Annotated in this window: 17 protein-coding genes; 7 read left to right on the top strand and 10 right to left on the bottom strand. The window is 71.5% G+C overall.

The annotated features are described in order from the left end of the window. Nucleotides 1-7: 7 nt before the first annotated feature. Together GA0070560_RS06765 and GA0070560_RS06760 are read right to left on the bottom strand one after the other, a co-directional pair. Nucleotides 8-352 (bottom strand): hypothetical protein, encoded by a 345-nt coding sequence (locus GA0070560_RS06765; protein ID WP_091292634.1) that lies wholly within the window; start codon nucleotides 350-352, stop codon nucleotides 8-10. Further along, entirely contained in the window at nucleotides 345-776 is a 432-nt protein-coding gene (locus GA0070560_RS06760; protein ID WP_342670413.1) for a YbaB/EbfC family nucleoid-associated protein, read from the bottom strand. The genes GA0070560_RS06765 and GA0070560_RS06760 overlap by 8 nt, the downstream gene beginning before the upstream one ends. Before the next feature lie 268 nt (nucleotides 777-1,044). Between GA0070560_RS06760 and GA0070560_RS06755 the strand changes: the two genes are divergently transcribed. Then, nucleotides 1,045-2,085, top strand: a complete 1,041-nt coding sequence (locus tag GA0070560_RS06755; RefSeq protein WP_245675386.1) for an SUKH-3 domain-containing protein — start codon at nucleotides 1,045-1,047, stop codon at nucleotides 2,083-2,085. Between the two features lie 76 nt (nucleotides 2,086-2,161). Here the strand turns inward: GA0070560_RS06755 and GA0070560_RS06750 are convergent, their stop codons facing one another. After that, complete coding sequence (locus GA0070560_RS06750) at nucleotides 2,162-3,601, bottom strand: aldehyde dehydrogenase family protein (RefSeq protein WP_091292630.1); 1,440 nt, start codon at nucleotides 3,599-3,601, stop codon at nucleotides 2,162-2,164. Nucleotides 3,602-3,741: 140 nt separating this feature from the next. Here GA0070560_RS06750 and GA0070560_RS06745 point away from each other — a divergent pair, with 140 nt between their 5' ends. From GA0070560_RS06745 to GA0070560_RS06720, 6 genes are all read left to right on the top strand, one after another. Then, entirely contained in the window at nucleotides 3,742-5,178 is a 1,437-nt protein-coding gene (locus GA0070560_RS06745) for a gamma-aminobutyraldehyde dehydrogenase (protein ID WP_091292628.1), read from the top strand. A 45-nt stretch (nucleotides 5,179-5,223) separates the two neighbouring features. Then, a complete protein-coding gene (gabT, locus tag GA0070560_RS06740; RefSeq protein WP_091292626.1) occupies nucleotides 5,224-6,495 on the top strand; it encodes a 4-aminobutyrate--2-oxoglutarate transaminase in 1,272 nt (423 codons plus the stop codon). A 168-nt stretch (nucleotides 6,496-6,663) separates the two neighbouring features. Continuing rightward, entirely contained in the window at nucleotides 6,664-7,080 is a 417-nt protein-coding gene (locus GA0070560_RS06735) for a GntR family transcriptional regulator (RefSeq protein WP_091292624.1), read from the top strand. 11 nt (nucleotides 7,081-7,091) lie between these two features. Continuing rightward, the gene (locus GA0070560_RS06730; RefSeq protein WP_091292622.1) at nucleotides 7,092-7,982 is read left to right on the top strand and encodes an ABC transporter ATP-binding protein; all 891 of its coding nucleotides are present in this window, start codon (nucleotides 7,092-7,094) and stop codon (nucleotides 7,980-7,982) included. Continuing rightward, on the top strand, nucleotides 7,979-8,968 hold the full coding sequence (locus GA0070560_RS06725; protein WP_091293013.1) for an ABC transporter permease: 990 nt from the start codon (nucleotides 7,979-7,981) through the stop codon (nucleotides 8,966-8,968). The genes GA0070560_RS06730 and GA0070560_RS06725 overlap by 4 nt, the downstream gene beginning before the upstream one ends. Nucleotides 8,969-9,260: 292 nt before the next feature. After that, nucleotides 9,261-11,195, top strand: a complete 1,935-nt coding sequence (locus tag GA0070560_RS06720; protein ID WP_091292621.1) for a S8 family peptidase — start codon at nucleotides 9,261-9,263, stop codon at nucleotides 11,193-11,195. Between the two features lie 142 nt (nucleotides 11,196-11,337). Here GA0070560_RS06720 and GA0070560_RS29760 read toward each other — a convergent pair whose 3' ends face one another. From GA0070560_RS29760 to GA0070560_RS06690, 7 genes are all read right to left on the bottom strand, one after another. Further along, a complete protein-coding gene (locus GA0070560_RS29760) occupies nucleotides 11,338-11,472 on the bottom strand; it encodes a hypothetical protein (protein WP_281183672.1) in 135 nt (44 codons plus the stop codon). 43 nt (nucleotides 11,473-11,515) lie between these two features. Next, on the bottom strand, nucleotides 11,516-12,361 hold the full coding sequence (locus GA0070560_RS06715; protein ID WP_091292618.1) for a DUF559 domain-containing protein: 846 nt from the start codon (nucleotides 12,359-12,361) through the stop codon (nucleotides 11,516-11,518). A gap of 239 nt (nucleotides 12,362-12,600) precedes the next feature. Further along, entirely contained in the window at nucleotides 12,601-13,614 is a 1,014-nt protein-coding gene (gene speB / locus GA0070560_RS06710; protein WP_091292615.1) for an agmatinase, read from the bottom strand. Then, nucleotides 13,611-14,813, bottom strand: a complete 1,203-nt coding sequence (locus tag GA0070560_RS06705; RefSeq protein WP_091292613.1) for a saccharopine dehydrogenase family protein — start codon at nucleotides 14,811-14,813, stop codon at nucleotides 13,611-13,613. The genes speB and GA0070560_RS06705 overlap by 4 nt, the downstream gene beginning before the upstream one ends. Next, nucleotides 14,813-16,234 (bottom strand): NAD(P)/FAD-dependent oxidoreductase, encoded by a 1,422-nt coding sequence (locus GA0070560_RS06700; RefSeq protein WP_091292609.1) that lies wholly within the window; start codon nucleotides 16,232-16,234, stop codon nucleotides 14,813-14,815. The genes GA0070560_RS06705 and GA0070560_RS06700 overlap by 1 nt, the downstream gene beginning before the upstream one ends. Continuing rightward, entirely contained in the window at nucleotides 16,231-17,064 is an 834-nt protein-coding gene (locus tag GA0070560_RS06695) for an ABC transporter permease (protein ID WP_091292607.1), read from the bottom strand. Before GA0070560_RS06695 ends, GA0070560_RS06700 begins: the two co-directional genes overlap by 4 nt. After that, nucleotides 17,064-17,975 (bottom strand): ABC transporter permease, encoded by a 912-nt coding sequence (locus GA0070560_RS06690; RefSeq protein WP_091292605.1) that lies wholly within the window; start codon nucleotides 17,973-17,975, stop codon nucleotides 17,064-17,066. Before GA0070560_RS06690 ends, GA0070560_RS06695 begins: the two co-directional genes overlap by 1 nt. Nucleotides 17,976-17,977 lie beyond the last annotated feature (2 nt).

Here is a 17,977-nt window from a genome sequence, read left to right as displayed (position 1 = left end):
CCGCAGGTCAGCGCCGGTAGTCGTGCCGGCCGGCGACTCCGTCGAGGCGCCGGCCGCTCGCGGTGTCGGTGTTCACGGTGGCCTCGACGGAGGTGACCACGTCCGCGCCGAGCCCGGCCACTGAACGGCCGAGGCCCTCCCAGGCGCGCAGCAGCGTCTCCTCGTAGCCCCGGTAGCTCTTCTCGAACGCGGCCCCGATGTCGTCGCGGCCCCAGGGCCGCTGGGCGCTCGCCGCCGCGATCCGGCCACCGATCTCCTTCCGCCGGCTGCCGACCGTCTCGCCGGCGAGGTGGAGGTCCTTGCCGCCCCGGCGGGCCCGGTCCGGGTCGAGCCAGAGCTGTCCCTCAGCCACGCCGCTCCCCCTCGCCTCGGAACACCGCGTCGGCCCGGCCCAACAGCGCCCCAAAGTCGCCGGTACGCAGGAACTCCACCGACCCCGACCCGGCCGGCAGGTAACCGGCGACGAGTTCCTGGGTGGTGGTGGCGGCGGTCGCGGTGGCCCGGTGCACCGTCAGGGTGATCTTCCGACTCAGCGCCTTGGCGTCGCGGTCGTGGAAGACGCTGGGGTGGAGTTCCACCGAGATCAGCTCGCCTCGGGCTCCCACGGTCGCGGTCACCTGACCGTCGTCGGAGCGTTCGGTGACCCGCAGTTGTGCCAGCTTCGTCTGCAGTTCGTCCAGACCGGACCGGAGCCGCTGGTACTGCCCGTGGATCTCGTCGAACCGCGCCCGGAGCGCGCGATTGGCCTCCCGGTCGACACTTTCGGCCAACGCCACCCTCCCCCGGTCACGTTCAGTCAGGCGAACCATACCGGGCGCCACGGAATCGTGAGGGTCCGGTAGTTTCAGCCTCGTGATCGATCGCCAGCAGGCCGAGCAGCTCGCCACGGTGTGGGCCCGCCGCGACTCCGAGCGCCTCGGGCACGAATGCCGGCCCCGGGTCGACGAGTTCGATCTGGGCTACGTCATCAGGTCGGTCGTGGCCCCGGAGGTCGACACCGTCCCTGGCGACCTGCCGACCACGGTGGTCGACAAGGAGACCGGCGTGGTCTCCACCTGGCCGCGGGTGCCGGCCACCGCAGTCGAGCAGATGTACCGCCGCAGTCGCCCCACCGGCACGCCCGCGCCGCGCACCGTCGATCCGGCGAGCCAGTTGCTCCGCGAGATCCGTCGGCTGCCGACTCCGGCCACGGTCGCCCATCTCACCGTCGACGGCCGGACGTACGTGGCGCAGGGCGCCAAGGGCGACATCGATCTGCATCACCACCCGCTGGTCCGCGCCTACCTGGACGAACTGCCGCCCGGGCACCTGGTCCGGGGCGGGGACCGCCACGCCGAACTGATCGTCGTCTCCGACGTCCTTCACGATTACGACCACCGCCGCGCCGCCGTTGGTAAGCCACCACTGACAGCAGAAGAAGCCAGGTCTCTGCTGGCTAGCGGCAGACTGGAGGTCTTCCGCGTTCGGGAGCCCGGCGACCCGGCCGGTGGCAGGACGGAGAACCTGTGCGAGTCGTGCACGACCGCTCTTGTCCGTCTCGGCCCTCTTCCATGGGGAGAGCTAGGGGCGATCACGGAACCTCCTGCTCTCAGGCGGCAGATTCCGGTTCCCGACCGCTTTCCTCATGAGGTGGCCCAAGCTCTGGCCGACGCGGGATGGGACCAGAATCCTTTGAACTGGGCCATGGCCGACGGTGCCATTGCCGAAACCTGCGAAGTGCTAGGACCGACGCATCGCCATGAGCCGTTCCCGGCCGCCGAACGCGTCTTCCTGGACTTCCCGGCGATCGGAACATTCCGCCGGCGGCCGGGGCAGGAGGTGTGGGTTCGCCTCTTCGACACCAATCCGCTACGAGCCGCGTACACCGCCGACACGCTCGCCGACTTCGGCGCCGTCCTCGGCGTCCGGCTCTTCCCGATCGGCTCCGAACGCCAGGACAGCATCCTCGCGGTCGACGAGCGGGGCAGGATCTTCGCCCTCGACCAGGCCGGCGAGTGGTTCCTCGGTGACGACATCGACGCCGCGCTGACCACGCTGCTGCTCGGCCTGGCCCCACGGCGGGTCCACGACGACGGCACCTGGTGACAGCCGCCCGCAGGCACCGGGCCTGCCCGTCCGGTGATCGCGCCGGGCCGCCGACCGTCAGGCCGGCATGGACCGTCTACAACTGCACCCCGGTCAGCACCATCACCCGCGGCTCGGTGTAGTCCTCCATCGCGCTGCGCAGCCCTTCCCGCCCGACCCCACTGCCCTTGACGCCCCCGTACGGCATCTGGTCGGCCCGGTACGACGGCACGTCCCCGACGATGATCCCGCCGACCTCCAGCACCCGAGCGGCCTCGAAGGCCACGTCGAGGCGGTGCGTGAAGACACCCGCCTGCAACCCGTACGCCGAGTCGTTGACCGCCGCGAACGCCGCGCGGTCGGTCTCGGCCTTGGCGACCACCAGGACCGGCCCGAAGACCTCCTCGGCGCAGACCTTGGCCGACGACGGCACCCCGGACAGCACGGTCGGCGGGTAGGTGGCGCCGTCGCGCCGGCCGCCCACCTCGATGGTCGCCCCGGCGGCTACCGCCTCGTCCACCCACGCCTCGACCCGGCGCGCGGCGTCCTCCGACACCAGCGGCCCGACGTCGGTCGACTCCGAGGCGGGGTCACCCGTGCGCAGTTCCTGCACGGACGCGACCAGCCGGGGCAGGAAGCCGTCGTAGAGCCACTCGTGCACGAACACCCGCTGCACCGCGATGCACGACTGCCCGGCCTGGTAGTTGGAGAACGTGGCGATCCGGTGCGCGGCGAAGGTGAGGTCCTCGTCGGCGGCCCAGTCCTCGCAGATCACCGCCGCCGCGTTGCCGCCCAGTTCCAGGGTGACGTGCTTCTCCGGCACGGATCGGCGGATCGCCGCGCCGACCGGGCCGGAGCCGGTGAACGACACCACCGGCAGGCGCGGGTCGGTGACCAGTTCGGCGGCACGGTCGTTGGGCAGCGGCAGCACCGAGAACATGCCCGCCGGCAGGTCGGTCCCGGCCAGGATCTCCCCGAGCAGCAGCGCGGACAGCGGGGTCGCCGGGGCTGGCTTGACGATGATCGGTGCACCGACCGCGATCGCCGGGGCGACCTTGTGCGCGACCAGGTTGAGCGGGAAGTTGAACGGGGCGATGCCCAGCACGGGCCCTCGGGGCACCCGGCGTACCAGGGCGATCCGCCCGGTCGCCGTCGGGTCGGTGTCGAGGCGTTGCAGCTCTCCGGAGAAGCGGCGGGCCTCCTCGGCCGCCCAGCGGAACGTCGACACCGCGCGTCCCACCTCGGCCCGCGCCCACTTGACCGGCTTGCCGTTCTCGGCGGTGATCAGCGCCGCGACCTCGTCGGCCCGTTCGGCCAGCCGGCGGGACACCTGGTCCAGGGCCGCCGCCCGGGCGTGCGCGGGCAGGGCCGCGGCCTGCGCCGCCACGCCGGCCGCTGCCGCGACGGCGGCTTCGACCTGGTCGGCCGTGGCGAGGGTGGTACGCCCCACCGTCCGGCCGTCGTACGGGTGGGTGACGGTCAGCTCGCCCTCGCCGTGGACTTCCCGGCCGGCGACGTAGAAGGCTCTCGGCTCCACGTCGGCAGCGTAGACGACTCCCCGTCCACACGGAAACAGTCGCCGTGGGCCTTGTCTGCCGCGAATTCAGTAGCCAAGATGGCAGACAGATTGCGATTACCTCCGCTGATCATCTCCCGGCCACCCTCGGAGTCACCCTCATGAGCGAGCAGCAGAAGCTCCGTAACTTCATCAACGGCGAGTACGTCGACCCGGTGGACGGCGGGTACGCCGACCTGATCGACCCGTGCACCGGGGAGGTCTTCGCCCAGGCGCCGGTCTCCGGTGCGGCGGACGTGGACGCGGCGATGACGGCTGCTGCCACCGCCTTCGAGAGTTGGCGGGACACCACTCCGGCCGAGCGGCAGCGCGCGATGCTGAAGCTCGCCGACGCGGTCGAGGCCCGGGCGGCCGATCTGGTCGACGCCGAGGTGCGCAACACCGGCAAGCCGCGCCAGCTCACCACCGACGAGGAGCTGCCGCCGGCGGTGGACCAGTTCCGCTTCTTCGCTGGCGCCGCCCGCCTGCTGGAGGGGCGCTCGGCCGGCGAGTATCTGGCCGGGCACACCTCGTACGTGCGGCGTGAGCCGATCGGTGTGTGCGCGCAGGTGACCCCGTGGAACTACCCGCTGATGATGGCGGTCTGGAAGATCGCCCCGGCGCTGGCGGCCGGCAACACGGTGGTGCTCAAGCCGTCGGACACCACGCCGGTGTCCACGCTGCTGCTCGCCGAGATCGCGGCCGAGTTCTTCCCGCCGGGCGTGTTCAACGTGGTCTGCGGCGACCGGGACACCGGTCGTACCCTGGTGGCGCACCCGACCCCGCAGCTGGTGTCGATCACCGGCTCGACCCGCGCGGGCATGGAGGTCGCCTCCGCCGCCGCGCCCGACCTGAAGCGGACCCACCTGGAGCTGGGCGGCAAGGCCCCGGTGGTGGTCTTCGACGACGCGGACGTGGCGGCCGCGGCCGAGGCGATCGCGATGGGCGGCTACTTCAACGCAGGTCAGGACTGCACCGCCGCGACCCGGGTGCTCGCCGGTCCCGGCGTGTACGACGACTTCGTCGCCGCCCTCGCCGAGCAGGCCCGCAACACGAGGACCGGCGCACCGGACGACTCCGACGTCCTCTACGGCCCACTGAACAACGCCAACCAGCTCGCCCGGGTACGCGGCTTCGTGGACCGGCTGCCGGAGCACGCCTCGGTCGAGACCGGTGGGTCGACGCTGGGTGAGCGCGGGTACTTCTACGCCCCGACCGTCGTCTCCGGCGTCCGGCAGGCCGACGAGATCATCCAGGACGAGGTCTTCGGCCCGGTCATCACCGTGCAGCGCTTCTCCGCCGAGGACGAGGCGGTGCGCTGGGCCAACGGCGTCGACTACGGCCTGTCGGCCTCGGTCTGGACGAAGGACCACGGCCGGGCGATGCGGATGACCCGCCGGCTCGACTTCGGCTGCGTCTGGGTGAACACCCACATCCCGTTCGTCTCCGAGATGCCGCACGGCGGCTTCAAGCACTCCGGCCACGGCAAGGACCTCTCCGTGTACAGCCTGGAGGACTACACCCGGATCAAGCACGTCATGCACAACATCGAGGGCTGATCCGTGAGCGCGGGGAGTGAGGCCACGAACGAGGGAGGCACCGCCGTGACGTCGTCGGAGGAGCTGCACAAGCGGCGTGACGCGGCGGTCGCCCGTGGCGTCGGCAGCGTCGTCCCGTACTACGTGGACCGGGCCTCCGGCGGCACGATCACCGACGTCGACGGCCGGGAGTGGATCGACTTCGCCGCCGGCATCGCGGTCACCAACGTCGGCAACTGCGCGCCGAGGGTGGTCGAGGCGGTGCAGGCGCAGGTCGAACGCTTCACCCACACCTGTTTCATGGTCGCCCCGTACGAGTCGTACGTGGCGGTGTGCGAGCAGTTGAACATTCTCACGCCGGGTATGTTCGAGAAGCGGTCGGCGCTGTTCAACTCCGGCGCCGAGGCGGTGGAGAACGCCGTGAAGATCGCCCGGCACGCCACCGGGCGGCCGGCGGTGGTGGTCTTCGACCACGCGTACCACGGGCGGACCAACCTGACCATGGCGTTGACCGCGAAGAACATGCCGTACAAGCACCGGTTCGGGCCGTTCGCCGGGGAGATCTACCGGGTGCCGATGTCGTACCCGCTGCGCGACGGCGGTCTCTCCGGCGCCGAGGCGGCGGCCCGGGCGATCGAGACGGTGGAGAAGCAGGTGGGCGCGGAGAACGTGGCCGCGCTGCTGATCGAGCCGATCCAGGGCGAGGGTGGTTTCGTCGTACCCGCGCCGGGGTTCCTGCCGGCGCTGCGCGAGTGGGCGACCGCCACCGGGGTGGTGTTCATCGCCGACGAGATCCAGACCGGCTTCTGCCGCACCGGCGACTGGTTCGCCTGCCGGCACGAGGGCGTCGAGCCGGATCTGATCACGCTGGCCAAGGGCATCGCCGGTGGGCTCCCGCTGGCGGCGGTGACCGGCCGGGCCGAGCTGATGGACGCGGTGCACGTCGGCGGCCTCGGCGGCACGTACGGCGGCAACCCGCTCGCCTGTGCGGCGGCGCTCGCGAGCATCGAGACGATGCACGAGCTGGACCTGCCCGCCGCCGCGCGGCGGATCGGGCAGGTGATGGGCGACCGGCTGCGCGTGATCGCCGCCCGCGACCCGCGCATCGCCGAGGTACGCGGTCGTGGCGCGATGCTGGCGGTGGAACTCGTCCAGCCGGGCACCCTGATCCCGGACCCGGCCGCGGCGGCGGCGATCTCGGCGGCCTGCCACGCCGCCGGCCTGCTCACCCTGACCTGCGGCACGCATGGCAACGTGCTGCGGTTCCTGCCCCCGCTGGTCATCTCCGACGAGCATCTCACCCGCGGCCTGGACATCCTGGACGCCGCCTTCGGCTGACGCCCGTCCGACCCGCCACCGAACCCGTCCCTCACCACCAGGGGCGGGTTCGCTGCGCTCTCCCCTCAGCAGCGCCCACCTCGTCCGAGGCGCCCGACGCAGGGTTCCCACCCCGCCACCCTGTCCTATAGTCTTACTGTCGTAGGACAATAGAAGGGTTGGTCCTGGGTGATCGAGTTCGTGCTGAACGGCCGGTCCAGGGTGAACACGTATGTGCAGCTGATCGAGCAGGTGAAACAGGCCCTGCGCGTCGGGCTGCTGATGCCGGGCGACCAACTGCCCAAGGTCCGCGACGTCGCACAGTCGCTGGCGATCAACCCGAACACGGTGTTGAAGGCGTATCGCGAGCTGGAGATCGAGGGCCTGGTCGAGGGCCGCCCCGGGGTGGGCACCTTCGTCCGGCGCACCCTCGCCGGCGCGTCCCTGGGGAACCAGCTCGAGTTGCGCGAGGAGCTCGTCGCCTGGGTGCAGCGGGCCCGGGCCGCCGGGCTCGCCCCGGAAGACGTCACCGCCCTGGTCGAGACCACCATGCGGGCCGCACTCGCCGCCGAGGCGTCGCGCGACCAGACCGCACGAACGGAATGAGAGGACAGCAGATGGAGATCGTGCTGGAGGCCGAGCAGCTCGGCAAGCGGTACGGCAAGAGCTGGGCGCTGCGGGACTGTTCACTGCATTTGCCCGCCGGGCGCGTCGCCGCCCTCGTCGGGCCCAACGGTGCGGGCAAGAGCACCCTGCTACACCTGGCGGTCGGCCTCCTGAGACCGGACGCCGGCGCGGTGCGGATCTTCGGCGAGTCGCCGTACGACAACCCGGGGGTCCTGCCGGAGATCGGCTTCGTCGCCCAGGACACCCCGCTGTACCGCGACTTCACCGCGGCCGAACTGGTCCACCTCGGCGGCCGGATGAACCGGCGCTGGGACGCCACGTTGGCGCGGGACCGGCTCGCCCAGCTCGGCATCCCACCGAACCTGCCGGTAGGCAGGCTCTCCGGCGGCCAACGCGCCCAGGTCGCGCTCGCGCTCGCGCTGGCGAAACGACCCCGGCTGCTGCTGCTCGACGAGCCGGTCGCCAGCCTCGACCCGCTGGCCCGCAGGGAGTTCCACCAGTCGCTGATGGGCAGCGTCGCCGAGTCGGAGACGACCGTGCTGCTCTCCTCGCATCTGCTGGCCGACCTGGAACGGGTCTGCGACTACCTGATCGTGCTCAACTCCGCCCGGGTGCAGCTCGTCGGCGTCGTCGACGACCTGATCGCCGCGCACCGGCAGTTGGTCGGCCCGCGGCACGACGACGGCTCGATCGGCGGCGTCGCCGAGGTGGTCCGGGCCAGCCACACCGACCGGCAGTCCACGCTGCTGGTCCGCACCGACGGCCCGGTCACCGACCCCACCTGGACCGTGCGCGACGTCGGCCTGGAGGACGTCGTCCTGGCCTACCTGGCCGACGGCGCCACGCAGACCAGTCACCGGGAGTGGGGGGTGCCGGCATGATCTGGCTGACCTGGCGGCAACACCGCAAGCAGGCGTTCTTCACTCTGCTGGGGTTCGCGGCACTCGCCGCCCTGATGGTGCCGATCGGCCTGTCGATGCGGCACACCTTCGCCGACCTCGGGCTGGCGGAGTGCGTACGCCAGGTCGCCGGCACCGACGTGGCGGCGGCGACCCGGGAGACCTGCGAGGCGGGCTTCTACCGCTTCACCCACGAGTACGGCAACTTGAACCTGCTGGCCGTGCTGCTGCTCACCCTGCCGGTGCTGGTGGGCCTGTTCTGGGGCGCCCCGCTGGTCGCCCGCGAGGTGGAGCAGGGCACGCACCGGTTCGTCTGGACCCAGGGCGTCGCTCGCAGCCGCTGGGCGCTGGCGAAGTTCGGGCTGGTCGGCACGGCGGTGACGGCCCTCGCCGTCGGTTACGGGCTGGGCATGTCGTGGTGGGTCGCGCCGCTCACCCAGGCCGCGCGGGAGGGCCGGTTCGGCATGATCGTCTTCGACCTCCAGGGCGTCGTCCCGATCGGATACACCCTCTTCGCCGTGGCCCTGGGCATCTTCGCCGGCACCGTGTGGAAGCGGATGCTCCCCGCCATGGGCATCACCCTGGCCGGCTTCATCGGCGTACGGGCGGCGGTGGCGATCCTGGCCCGACCGCACTATCAGCCGGCCCGCACCCTCACCTTCCCCATCGAGGGGGCCACCGAGGCAGACATGGGACGCGGCGACTGGGTCCTCGCCCGGGGCATCCGGAACGCCGACGGGACGATGGTGGCGGAGGACGCACGGATCATCTGCCCGCCCGGCGGCAAGGCACCGGACGGTCGGGCCTGCGGCGCCGAGCTGGGCCTTCAGCCGGGGGCGTACAACTGGCAGCTCTACCAGCCGGCCGACCGGTTCTGGCTGTTCCAGGGCATCGAGACCGGCATCTTCGTCGCCCTCGCCGTGCTCCTGCTCTACCTGGCCGTCCGCCGCATCCGGCGCATCGCCTGACGAGCCGTGGAACACCACGGGTGCGTGGCACCCGTGGTGTTCCACCGACCGTTGCGACGGGCACGGCAACCGAAAAACTGACTCTTCAGTCAGCCGGGCACGAGCCAGACGGGCCCAGCTGCCTGCGCATACGAGGCCGAGGCCCGTCCCGTCCAGCGTTTGTGATTTTTTTCCGATCTTGTCGAAGTCTCTACATGCGTCGATGTCTGGCCCTACGATCTCCTTCAACTCGATCAACATCGATCGGGCGGTGTGCCACGAGCACACCTCACCGGAAGGAACACCCCCAGGGATGACGAACCCCCACGCACCCCGAAGCCCCTGGCGCATCGGAATCGCCACAGCCGCCGTCACCACCGCGGTGGCCCTCGGCGCCCCGGCGACCGCCGCCCCGACCGCCCCCGCCGAGGGACAGATCCTCCAGGCCGGTGGCGCCACCGCGGTCACCGACTCGTACATCGTCGTCTTGAAGGACGCCGCGGTCGGCCGGGCCGACGTCGCGAGGACGGCACGCGCCCTCGCCGCCGAGCACGGTGGCGCGGTGGCCCGCACCTACCAGAACGCGCTGCGCGGCTTCGAGGCCCGGCTGTCGGAGGCCGAGGCCCGCAAGCTCGCCGCCGACCCGTCCGTCCGATACGTCCAGCAGAACCACACCATGCGCATCACCGGTACGCAGAGCCCGACCTCGTCCTGGGGGCTCGACCGGCTCGACCAGCGCGCCCTGCCGCTGAACAACTCCTACACGTACCCGAACACCGGCTCGGGCGTGAAGGCGTACATCATCGACACCGGCATCCGGACCAGCCACAGCGACTTCGGCGGTCGCGCCATCTCCGGGTTCGACTCCGTCGACGGCGGCACCGCGGACGACTGCAACGGGCACGGCACGCACGTCGCCGGCACGGTCGGCGGCACCTCGTACGGCGTGGCCAAGGGCGTCACCCTGGTCGGCGTCCGGGTGCTCGACTGCCAGGGCAGCGGCACCAACGCCGGAGTGATCCAGGGCGTCGACTGGGTGACCGGCGACCACACCGCAGGCCAGCTCGCGGTCGCCAACATGAGCCTCGGCGGCGGCCTCAACCAGGCGCTGAACGACGCGGTCGCCCGATCCATCGCCGACGGCGTCACCTACGGCCTGGCTGCGGGCAACGACAGCGGCGCGAACGCCTGCAACAGCTCGCCGGCCAGCACCCCGGAGGGCATCACGGTCGGCTCGACCACCAACACCGACGCCCGCTCGTCGTTCTCCAACATCGGTAGCTGCCTGGACATCTTCGCTCCGGGCAGCTCGATCACCTCGGCCTGGCACACCAGCAACACCGCGACGAACACCATCAGCGGCACCTCGATGGCGACGCCGCACGTGGTCGGCGCCGCGGCGCTCGTGCTCGCCGCCAACCCGTCGTTCACCCCGCGGCAGGTGCGCGACAAGCTCGTCACCGACGCCACCAGCAACGTGGTGACCAACGTCGGCACCGGCTCGCCCAACAAGCTGCTCCACGTCGGCAGCGGCACCACCACGCCGACGCCCGGCTGCACGCAGACCAACGGCACCGACGTGACCGTCAGGGACAACGCCACCGTCGAGAGCGCGATCACCATCTCCGGTTGCACGGGCAACGCCGGTGCCGCCAGCACCGTCGCGGTGAACATCGTGCACACCTACATCGGCGACCTGGCGGTCAGCCTGATCGCTCCCGACGGCAGCGCCTACCCCCTGCACAACCGTACCGGCGGCTCGGCCGACAACATCAACCAGACCTACACGGTCAACCTCTCCTCCGAGGTCGCCAACGGCACCTGGAAGCTGCGCGTCCAGGACGCCGCGAGCGGTGACACCGGCTACCTGAACAGCTGGACGCTCAACCTGGGCGGCTCGTCGGCCACCTGCGGCGGCAACAACGGCAACAACGTGACGATCAGCGACAACACCACGGTCTCCAGCGCCATCGCGGTCTCGGGCTGCAGCGGCACCGCCTCGTCGACCAGCAAGGTCGAGGTGCACATCGTGCACACCTACATCGGGGACCTGGTGGTCAGCCTCGTCGCCCCCGACGGCAGCGTCTACACCCTGCACAACCGCAGCGGCAGCTCCACCGACAACATCAACCAGACCTACACGGTCAACCTCTCCTCGGAGACCCGCAACGGCACCTGGAACCTGCGGGTCCAGGACGCCGCCGGCGGTGACACCGGCTACATCGACAGCTGGACGCTGACCCTGTAGCTCTGCTGCCCCGGTTCGACCGGGTCGGCCCCCGGGGCCTCTCGCCATCGGTTGGCGAGGGGCCCTGTCGGCTGTTCCACCCGTCGTCGTGCGCCGTGATCAGCTCGGCGCGCGGGTGCCGGGACCGCTGGCCCCAGCCGGCTCAGCGGAACAGTTCGACCACCTTGCGGCGGCCCAGGTTCTTGCCGGGCTCCCGAATCTCGTCCTTGGCAGCGGCCACCCCACCCACCCCCGCGATCTTGCACTTGAGGCCTCCGCAATGCTCGTTCTGCACCATTCGCACCGGCCACAACTGCAAGATCGCGAGAGGGAGACGGGGTTCAGGTCAATGCGGCAGCGACCGTGGCGACGATGTGGGCCGGTCGACGGTAGAGGTCGCGGTCGGTGAAGTGGCGCATGGTCCACCCGTTGCCGGCCAGCCAGTTGGCACGGTCCCGATCGTGCCGCAGCCGGTCACGGTCGAGATGGGACATGCCGTCGTATTCGACGCCGACCCGCCGCTCCCGGTATCCGAGGTCGAGCCGAAAGCGCGGTATGCCGTCCTCGTCGCACACCTCGATCTGCGGCTCGGGAGCCGGCAACCCACCGTCGACGAGCACCAACCGCAGCTGGCTCTCCTGCCGGCACTCGGCCCGCCCGTCCGCCAACCGGGCCAGGTCACGGGCCTGCCGTACGCCTCGCAGCCCTCGATGGGCCAGCGCCTCCTCGATCAACTCGTCGCGACACACGGCACCGGAGCGGACGGCCGCGTCGAGCACCGGCAGGGCGTCCAACCGACGAACGGTCCGGGCGAGGTCCACCGCGCACCGAGCCGGCGGGACGCAGGGCAGCCCACGTACCAGGACGGGTTGCACGGGCAGTACCGAATGGTGCACCACCAGGCCCGGAAGCCGCGGCTTCGACACCTGGGCCGGCAACTGGACGTGGACGGCGTCCTCTCGCAGCACACCGAAGCCGTGGAGCCGGGCGGCACTGTGCCTGGCCAGCATCGCCTCAGGAGGCAGGCACATCAGCACCGCCCGCACGACGTCGAGGTCGGAGGCGTACCGGTCTCCGTAGACGCCACGGCGCACCCGGATGATCCGCCCTCTCTCGACATGGGTACGCAGCCGCCTGCGGGTGGTCAGCTGGAGCAGAGAAGTGGTCCGCCATAGCCGGTTCGCCATGTCGGCAGAATCCCCCGCCCCACCACCCCACCGCTCCCCCCGCCCCCGCCCCTGTGGACAACCCCCACCCCTGTGGACAACCCCACCACCTGTCCCCCTCGTTGATCTTGCAGTTTGGGTCTACGGAATGTCGCCTCTGTCCCGAAAATCCAGGCCGCAACTGCAAGATCGCGGGGAAGGGCGGGGCGGGCGCGGGGAAGGGCGGGGCGCGGGGAAGGGCGGGGCGGGCGCGGGGGTCGTCAGCGGGCGTCGAGGAGGGGCTGGTGGGGGTTCCAGGGTGGGCCGCCGGCGGCGTCGCGGCGGCGGCGGGCGATCGCCGACAGGGCCTCCAGGACCACCCGGTTGCCGAGGTACGCGGTGATGTCTGCGTGGTCGTACGGCGGGGCCACCTCGACCACGTCGAGGCCGACGACGGGCAGCTCGTAGCAGACCCGGCGGACGGCGTCGAGGAGCTGCCGAGAGGTCAGCCCGCCGGGCTCCGGGGTGCCGGTGCCGGGGGCCATGCCGGGGTCGACCACGTCCACGTCGACGGAGAGGAAGACGCCCTCGCACTCGTCCACCGCGATCGCGAAGGCTTCGGTCAGGCAGGTGTCGAGCCCGCGGGCGACCAGCTCGGTCATCTCGTACGAGCGCATCCGTTGTGCGGCCATCCACTCCAACGTGGCAGGGCCGGGCCAGTAGCCGCGCAGGCCGATCTGGAGGAACCGGTCGCCGCGTACCGCACCGGACTCGATGAGCCGGCGCATCGGCTGGCCGTGCCCGTGCAGCGAGCCGAACTCGACGTCGCCTGTGTCGGCGTGCGCGTCGAAGTGCACCAGCGACACCCGACCGAGCCCGTGGTGGCGGGCCACCCCGGTGGCGTCGGGCAGGGCGATGGAGTGGTCGCCACCGAGCACCACCGGGATCGCCCCGGCGTGCGCGACCGCGTGCACGGCGGACTCCAGCGCGGCCAGCGACCGCTCGATGTCGCCGGCGAACATCTCCACGTCACCGGCGTCGTAGACGCGCAGGTCCCGCAGCCCGTCCACCCGCATCGCCAGGGACGGGCGGGAGCCGTCGTGCGGCAGGTAGCAGGCCTGCCGGATGGCGGACGGACCGAACCGGGTGCCCGGCCGGTGCGAGGTGCCACCGTCGAAGGGCGCGCCGATGATCACCACGTCGGCGTCGACGTAGGTGACGGGCTCCTCCAGGGTGCACGGCGGCACGCCGAGGAAGGTGACGTCCGGGCCGTACATCGGGCCATAGCGGGTCATCGTTCCTCCATCCCCCACGGCGAGCCGTACCCGGTGAGCAGGTCCAGGAACGGCTTCGGCGGCAGCGCCTCCGGCCCGAGCACGCCGGTGCCGGACCACGCGCCGGTGGCGAGCAGTTCCAGAGCGACCACGGGATTCACCGCGGTCTGCCAGACCACGGCCTGGTGGCCGTACTCCCGCATCGACCACTCGTTGTCGACCACGTGGTACAGGTAGACCTCGCGGGGTTCGCCGGACGTGGACCGGCCGCGTACCCAGGTCCCGGCGCAGGTCTTGCCGCGCATCCGGTCGCCGAGGGTGGCCGGGTCGGGCAGCGCGGCGGCGACCACGTCCCGCGGTGACACCTGCACCCCGCGCACCGTGACCGGGGTGGTGGCGTCGAGCCCGACCTTGTGCAGGGACTTGAGCACCTCGATGAACTCGTCGCCGAGGCCGTACTTGAAGGTGACCCGCTTCGCCTCGACCCAGCGCGGGATCAGCAGCACCTCCTCGTGCTCCACGTTGACGCACTCGACCGGGCCGATGCCCTCCGGGAAGTGGAAGACCTCCGGCTCGCTGAACGGCTCGGTGGTGAACCAGCCCCGGCCGGCCTCCCAGATCACCGGCGGGTTCAGGCACTCCTCGATGGTGGTCCAGATGGAGAAGGACGGCGCGAAGTCGTACCCGTCGACGGTGAGGTTCGCGCCGTCGCGTACCCCGATCTCGTCGATCTCGTCGAACAGTTCGTCGGCGGCGTAGCGGGCGAACACGTCGGACAGACCGGGTTCGATGCCGATGCCGCACAGCGCCAGCCGCCCGGCCGTCTCCCACCGGTCGGCTGCGGCGAACTGCTCGTCGCCGAGCTTCACGCCGGTCTCGGACCAGGGGCGTGACGGGTGTGGCCGGGACAGCGACATCGCCATGTCCAGGTAGTCGGCCCCGGCAGCGAACGCGCCGTCGAAGATCGGCATGACGAAGCGCGGGTCGACCGCGTTGAGCACGTGGGTGATCCGGTGCTCCCGGCAGAGCGCGGTGACCGCCTCGGTCGAGGAGGCGTCGACCGTCGCGGCGACGAACCGGTCACCGTGGCCGGCGACGGCCCGCACGGCGCGGTCCAGGTCGTGATCGGCGACGACCATGGTCTCGAAGAAGGATCGGCGGGCGGCGATGGCGACGGCGGCGGAGCCGACACCGCCGGCGCCGACGAGCAGGATGCGCATCAGGAATCAAACCCCAGTCCAAGACGATCGAGGGTACGGAGCCACAGGTCGCGCCGGCCCTCGCGCGCGTCGGCGCGGGCCAGCGACCACCGGGTGAGGTTGATGCCGGCGGCCCGGACGGGTTCCGGCGGGAACGGCAGCGGCGTGCTGCGGACCAGGTCGAGCCGGGTCAGCGGGGTGTCCCCGCCGGCCAGCAGGTCGAGCATCACCCGCGCGCCGAACCGGGTGGCGCCGACGCCGAGGCCGGTGAAGCCGGCCGCGTACGCCAGTCGCCCGTCGTAGGCGGTGCCGAAGAACGGGCAGAACCGGGTGCAGGTGTCGATGACCCCGCCCCAGCGGTGGCTGAAGCGCAGGTCGGCCAGTTGCGGGAAGGTGGTGAAGAAATGCTCGGCGAGGGCGGTGAAGGTGGCCGGTCGCTGCTCCAGCTCCGGGGCGACCCGGTTGCCGTAGTGGTAGACCGCGTCGTAGCCGCCGAAGAGGATCCGCCCGTCGCCGGTGATCCGGTAGTAGTGGAACTGGTTGCCGGTGTCGGCGAGCCCCTGCCTGTTCCGCCAGCCGACGGCGTCCCGCTGGGCCGGGCTCAGCGGCTCGGTCATCAGGGCGTAGTCGTAGACCGGCACGATCCGGGCGCGCAGCCGGCGCAGCAGCGGCGGGAAGGCGTTGGTGGCGAGCACGACCTGCCGGGCCCGGACCAGGCCGGGGACGGCGTCCGGGCCGCCAGCCGTGACGGCGCGCAGGGCGGCGCAGTCGCGGCGCAGCCCGGTGACCCGGGTGTGCTCGACGATGCGGACGCCGAGTTCCAGGCAGGCCCGGCGCAGCCCCCAGGCCAGCTTCGCCGGGTCGAGCATGGCCACCCGGCCCCGGTCCCACATGCCACCGAGGTACGTGGGCGAGTCCACCTCGGCGCGGACCTCGTCACGGTCGAGCAGCTGTACGTCGTGGCCGTGCCGGCGGGCCAGTTCGGCGTCGTCGGCCAGCCCGGCGAGCTGGTACGGCGCCACCGCCACCGCCAGTTCGCCGGTGCGTTCGAAGTCGCAGTCGATCCCGTACGCCTCGACGGTCGCCGCGATCGCGTCCAGGTTCTCCCGGCCGAGTCGTTCCAGCTCGTCGATCTCGCCCGGGAAGCGGTCCACGCCGTTGGCGAGGCCGTGGGTGAGCGAGGCGGCGCAGAATCCGCCGTTGCGCCCGGACGCGGCCCACCCGCAGGTGCCCGCCTCGACCAGCAGCACGTCCCGGTCGGGGGCGTCGGACTTGGCGAGCAGGGCGGTCCAGAGTCCGGCGTACCCGCCGCCGACGACCAGCAGGTCGGCGGTGTGCGTACCGTGCAGCGGCGGCAGCGGGTCGGGGCGTTCCGGACGGTCCAGCCAGTAGGGCACGGGCGCCGCGTCGGCGAGCGCCCTGCCGGTGTGCGGGAGCGTCATGACGGGCCGTTCGGGCGCACAGCCGACATGATGCGGGCACGTCGGGCCCGCCGCCCCCGCAGCGAACTCACGCCGACCAGCAGCAGCGCGATCACGAACATCGCCGTGCCGATGACGTTGACCTGCGGCGGGATGCCCCGCTGGGCGGCGCCCCAGACGTACATCGGAAAGGTGACGGTGGTGCCGGCGTTGAAGTTCGTGATGATGAAGTCGTCGAAGCTGAGCGAGAAGGCCAGCAGCGCGGCGGCCACGATGCCGGGCAGCACCAGCGGCAGGGTGACCAGTCGGAAGGTCTGCCACTCGCTGGCGTAGAGGTCCATCGCCGCCTCCTCCAGCCGCCGGTCCATCCCGGCCAGCCGTGCCTTGACCGTGACCACCACGAACGACACGCAGAACATGACGTGCGCGATGACGACGGTCCAGAAGCCCTGCGGCACGCCCGCCGAGACGAAGAGGGCCAGCAGCGACGTCCCCATCACCAGCTCCGGCGTGGCCATCGGCAGGAAGATCAGCAGGTTGATCCCGGAGCGGCCGCGGAACCGGTGCCGGACCAGGGCGAACGCCATCAGGGTGCCGACCACGGTGGCGACGACGGTGGCGATGAAGCCGATCTGCACGCTGCGCACCACCGCGTCGCACATGTCGGAGGTGGCGCAGGGGTTGCGCCAGTTGTCCAGGGTGAACTCGTCGAAGTCGTACGACAACCGGCTCGACGGACGGTTGAACGACAGGCCGGCGACCACCATGATCGGCAGCGAGAGGTAGCCGAGCACCAGCAGGGCCACGCCCATCACCCAGCGGTCGGCCAGCCATCTCCAGACGCGGGTCATCACAACACCTCCTCGGTGCCGGCCCGGCGCAGGTAGCCGAAGACCACCGCGAGGATCGCCGCCATCAGCAGGAACGACAGCGCCGCGCCCTGCGGGTAGTCCAGCCGGACCAGGAACGCCGAGTCGATGACGTTGCCGATCATGTACTCGTTGGGGGTGCCGAGCAGTTCCGCGTTGATGTAGTCGCCGGTGGCCGGGATGAAGAAGAGCAGCGTGCCGGCGATCAGGCCGGGCATGGACAACGGCAGGGTGACCCGGCGGAACGTCTGCACCGGGTTGGCGTACAGGTCACCGGCCGCTTCCAGCAGCCGGTGGTCGAGCCGCTCCAGGCTCGCGTACAGCGGCAGCACCAGGAAGGGCAGGAAGTTGTACGTCAGGCCGAGGATCACCGCGAACGGGGTGGCCAGCAGCCGGCCGTCGGGGGCGAGCAGGTGCACGTCGCGCAGCAGCCCGACGAACCAGCCGTTGTCCGACAGGATGGTCTTCCAGGCCAGGGTGCGCACCAGGAAGCTGGTGAACATCGGGGCGACGACGCAGACCAGCAGCAGGTTCTTCCACCGGCCGGCCTTCTGCGCGATCGCGTACGCCAGCGGGTAGCCCAGCAGCAGCGCCAGCACCAGCGCGATCCCGGCGTAGCCGAAGGAGCGGGCGAACTGCGGCCAGTACGCCTGCAACGCGTCCGGGTAGTTGCTGAACGCCCAGGTCAGCGCGTACCCGGTGGAGAGCGAGCCGCTCGGGTCGTAGAGGCTGGCGGCGGCCAGTTGCAGCAGCGGCACGGCGAAGAAGACGAACAGCCAGGCCGCGCCCGGCAGGAGCAGCAGGTACGGCAGCAGCCGGTGCCGCCCCCGGCGGGGCGGCGGTGCCGGGGCCGCCGGCCCGGACGGGGTCGGTACGTGCGCCAGCGCGCTCATGG

The sequence above is a fragment of the Micromonospora halophytica genome (assembly GCF_900090245.1).
Classification (GTDB): domain Bacteria; phylum Actinomycetota; class Actinomycetes; order Mycobacteriales; family Micromonosporaceae; genus Micromonospora; species Micromonospora halophytica.
This window is presented reverse-complemented; position numbering and strand designations above follow the sequence as displayed.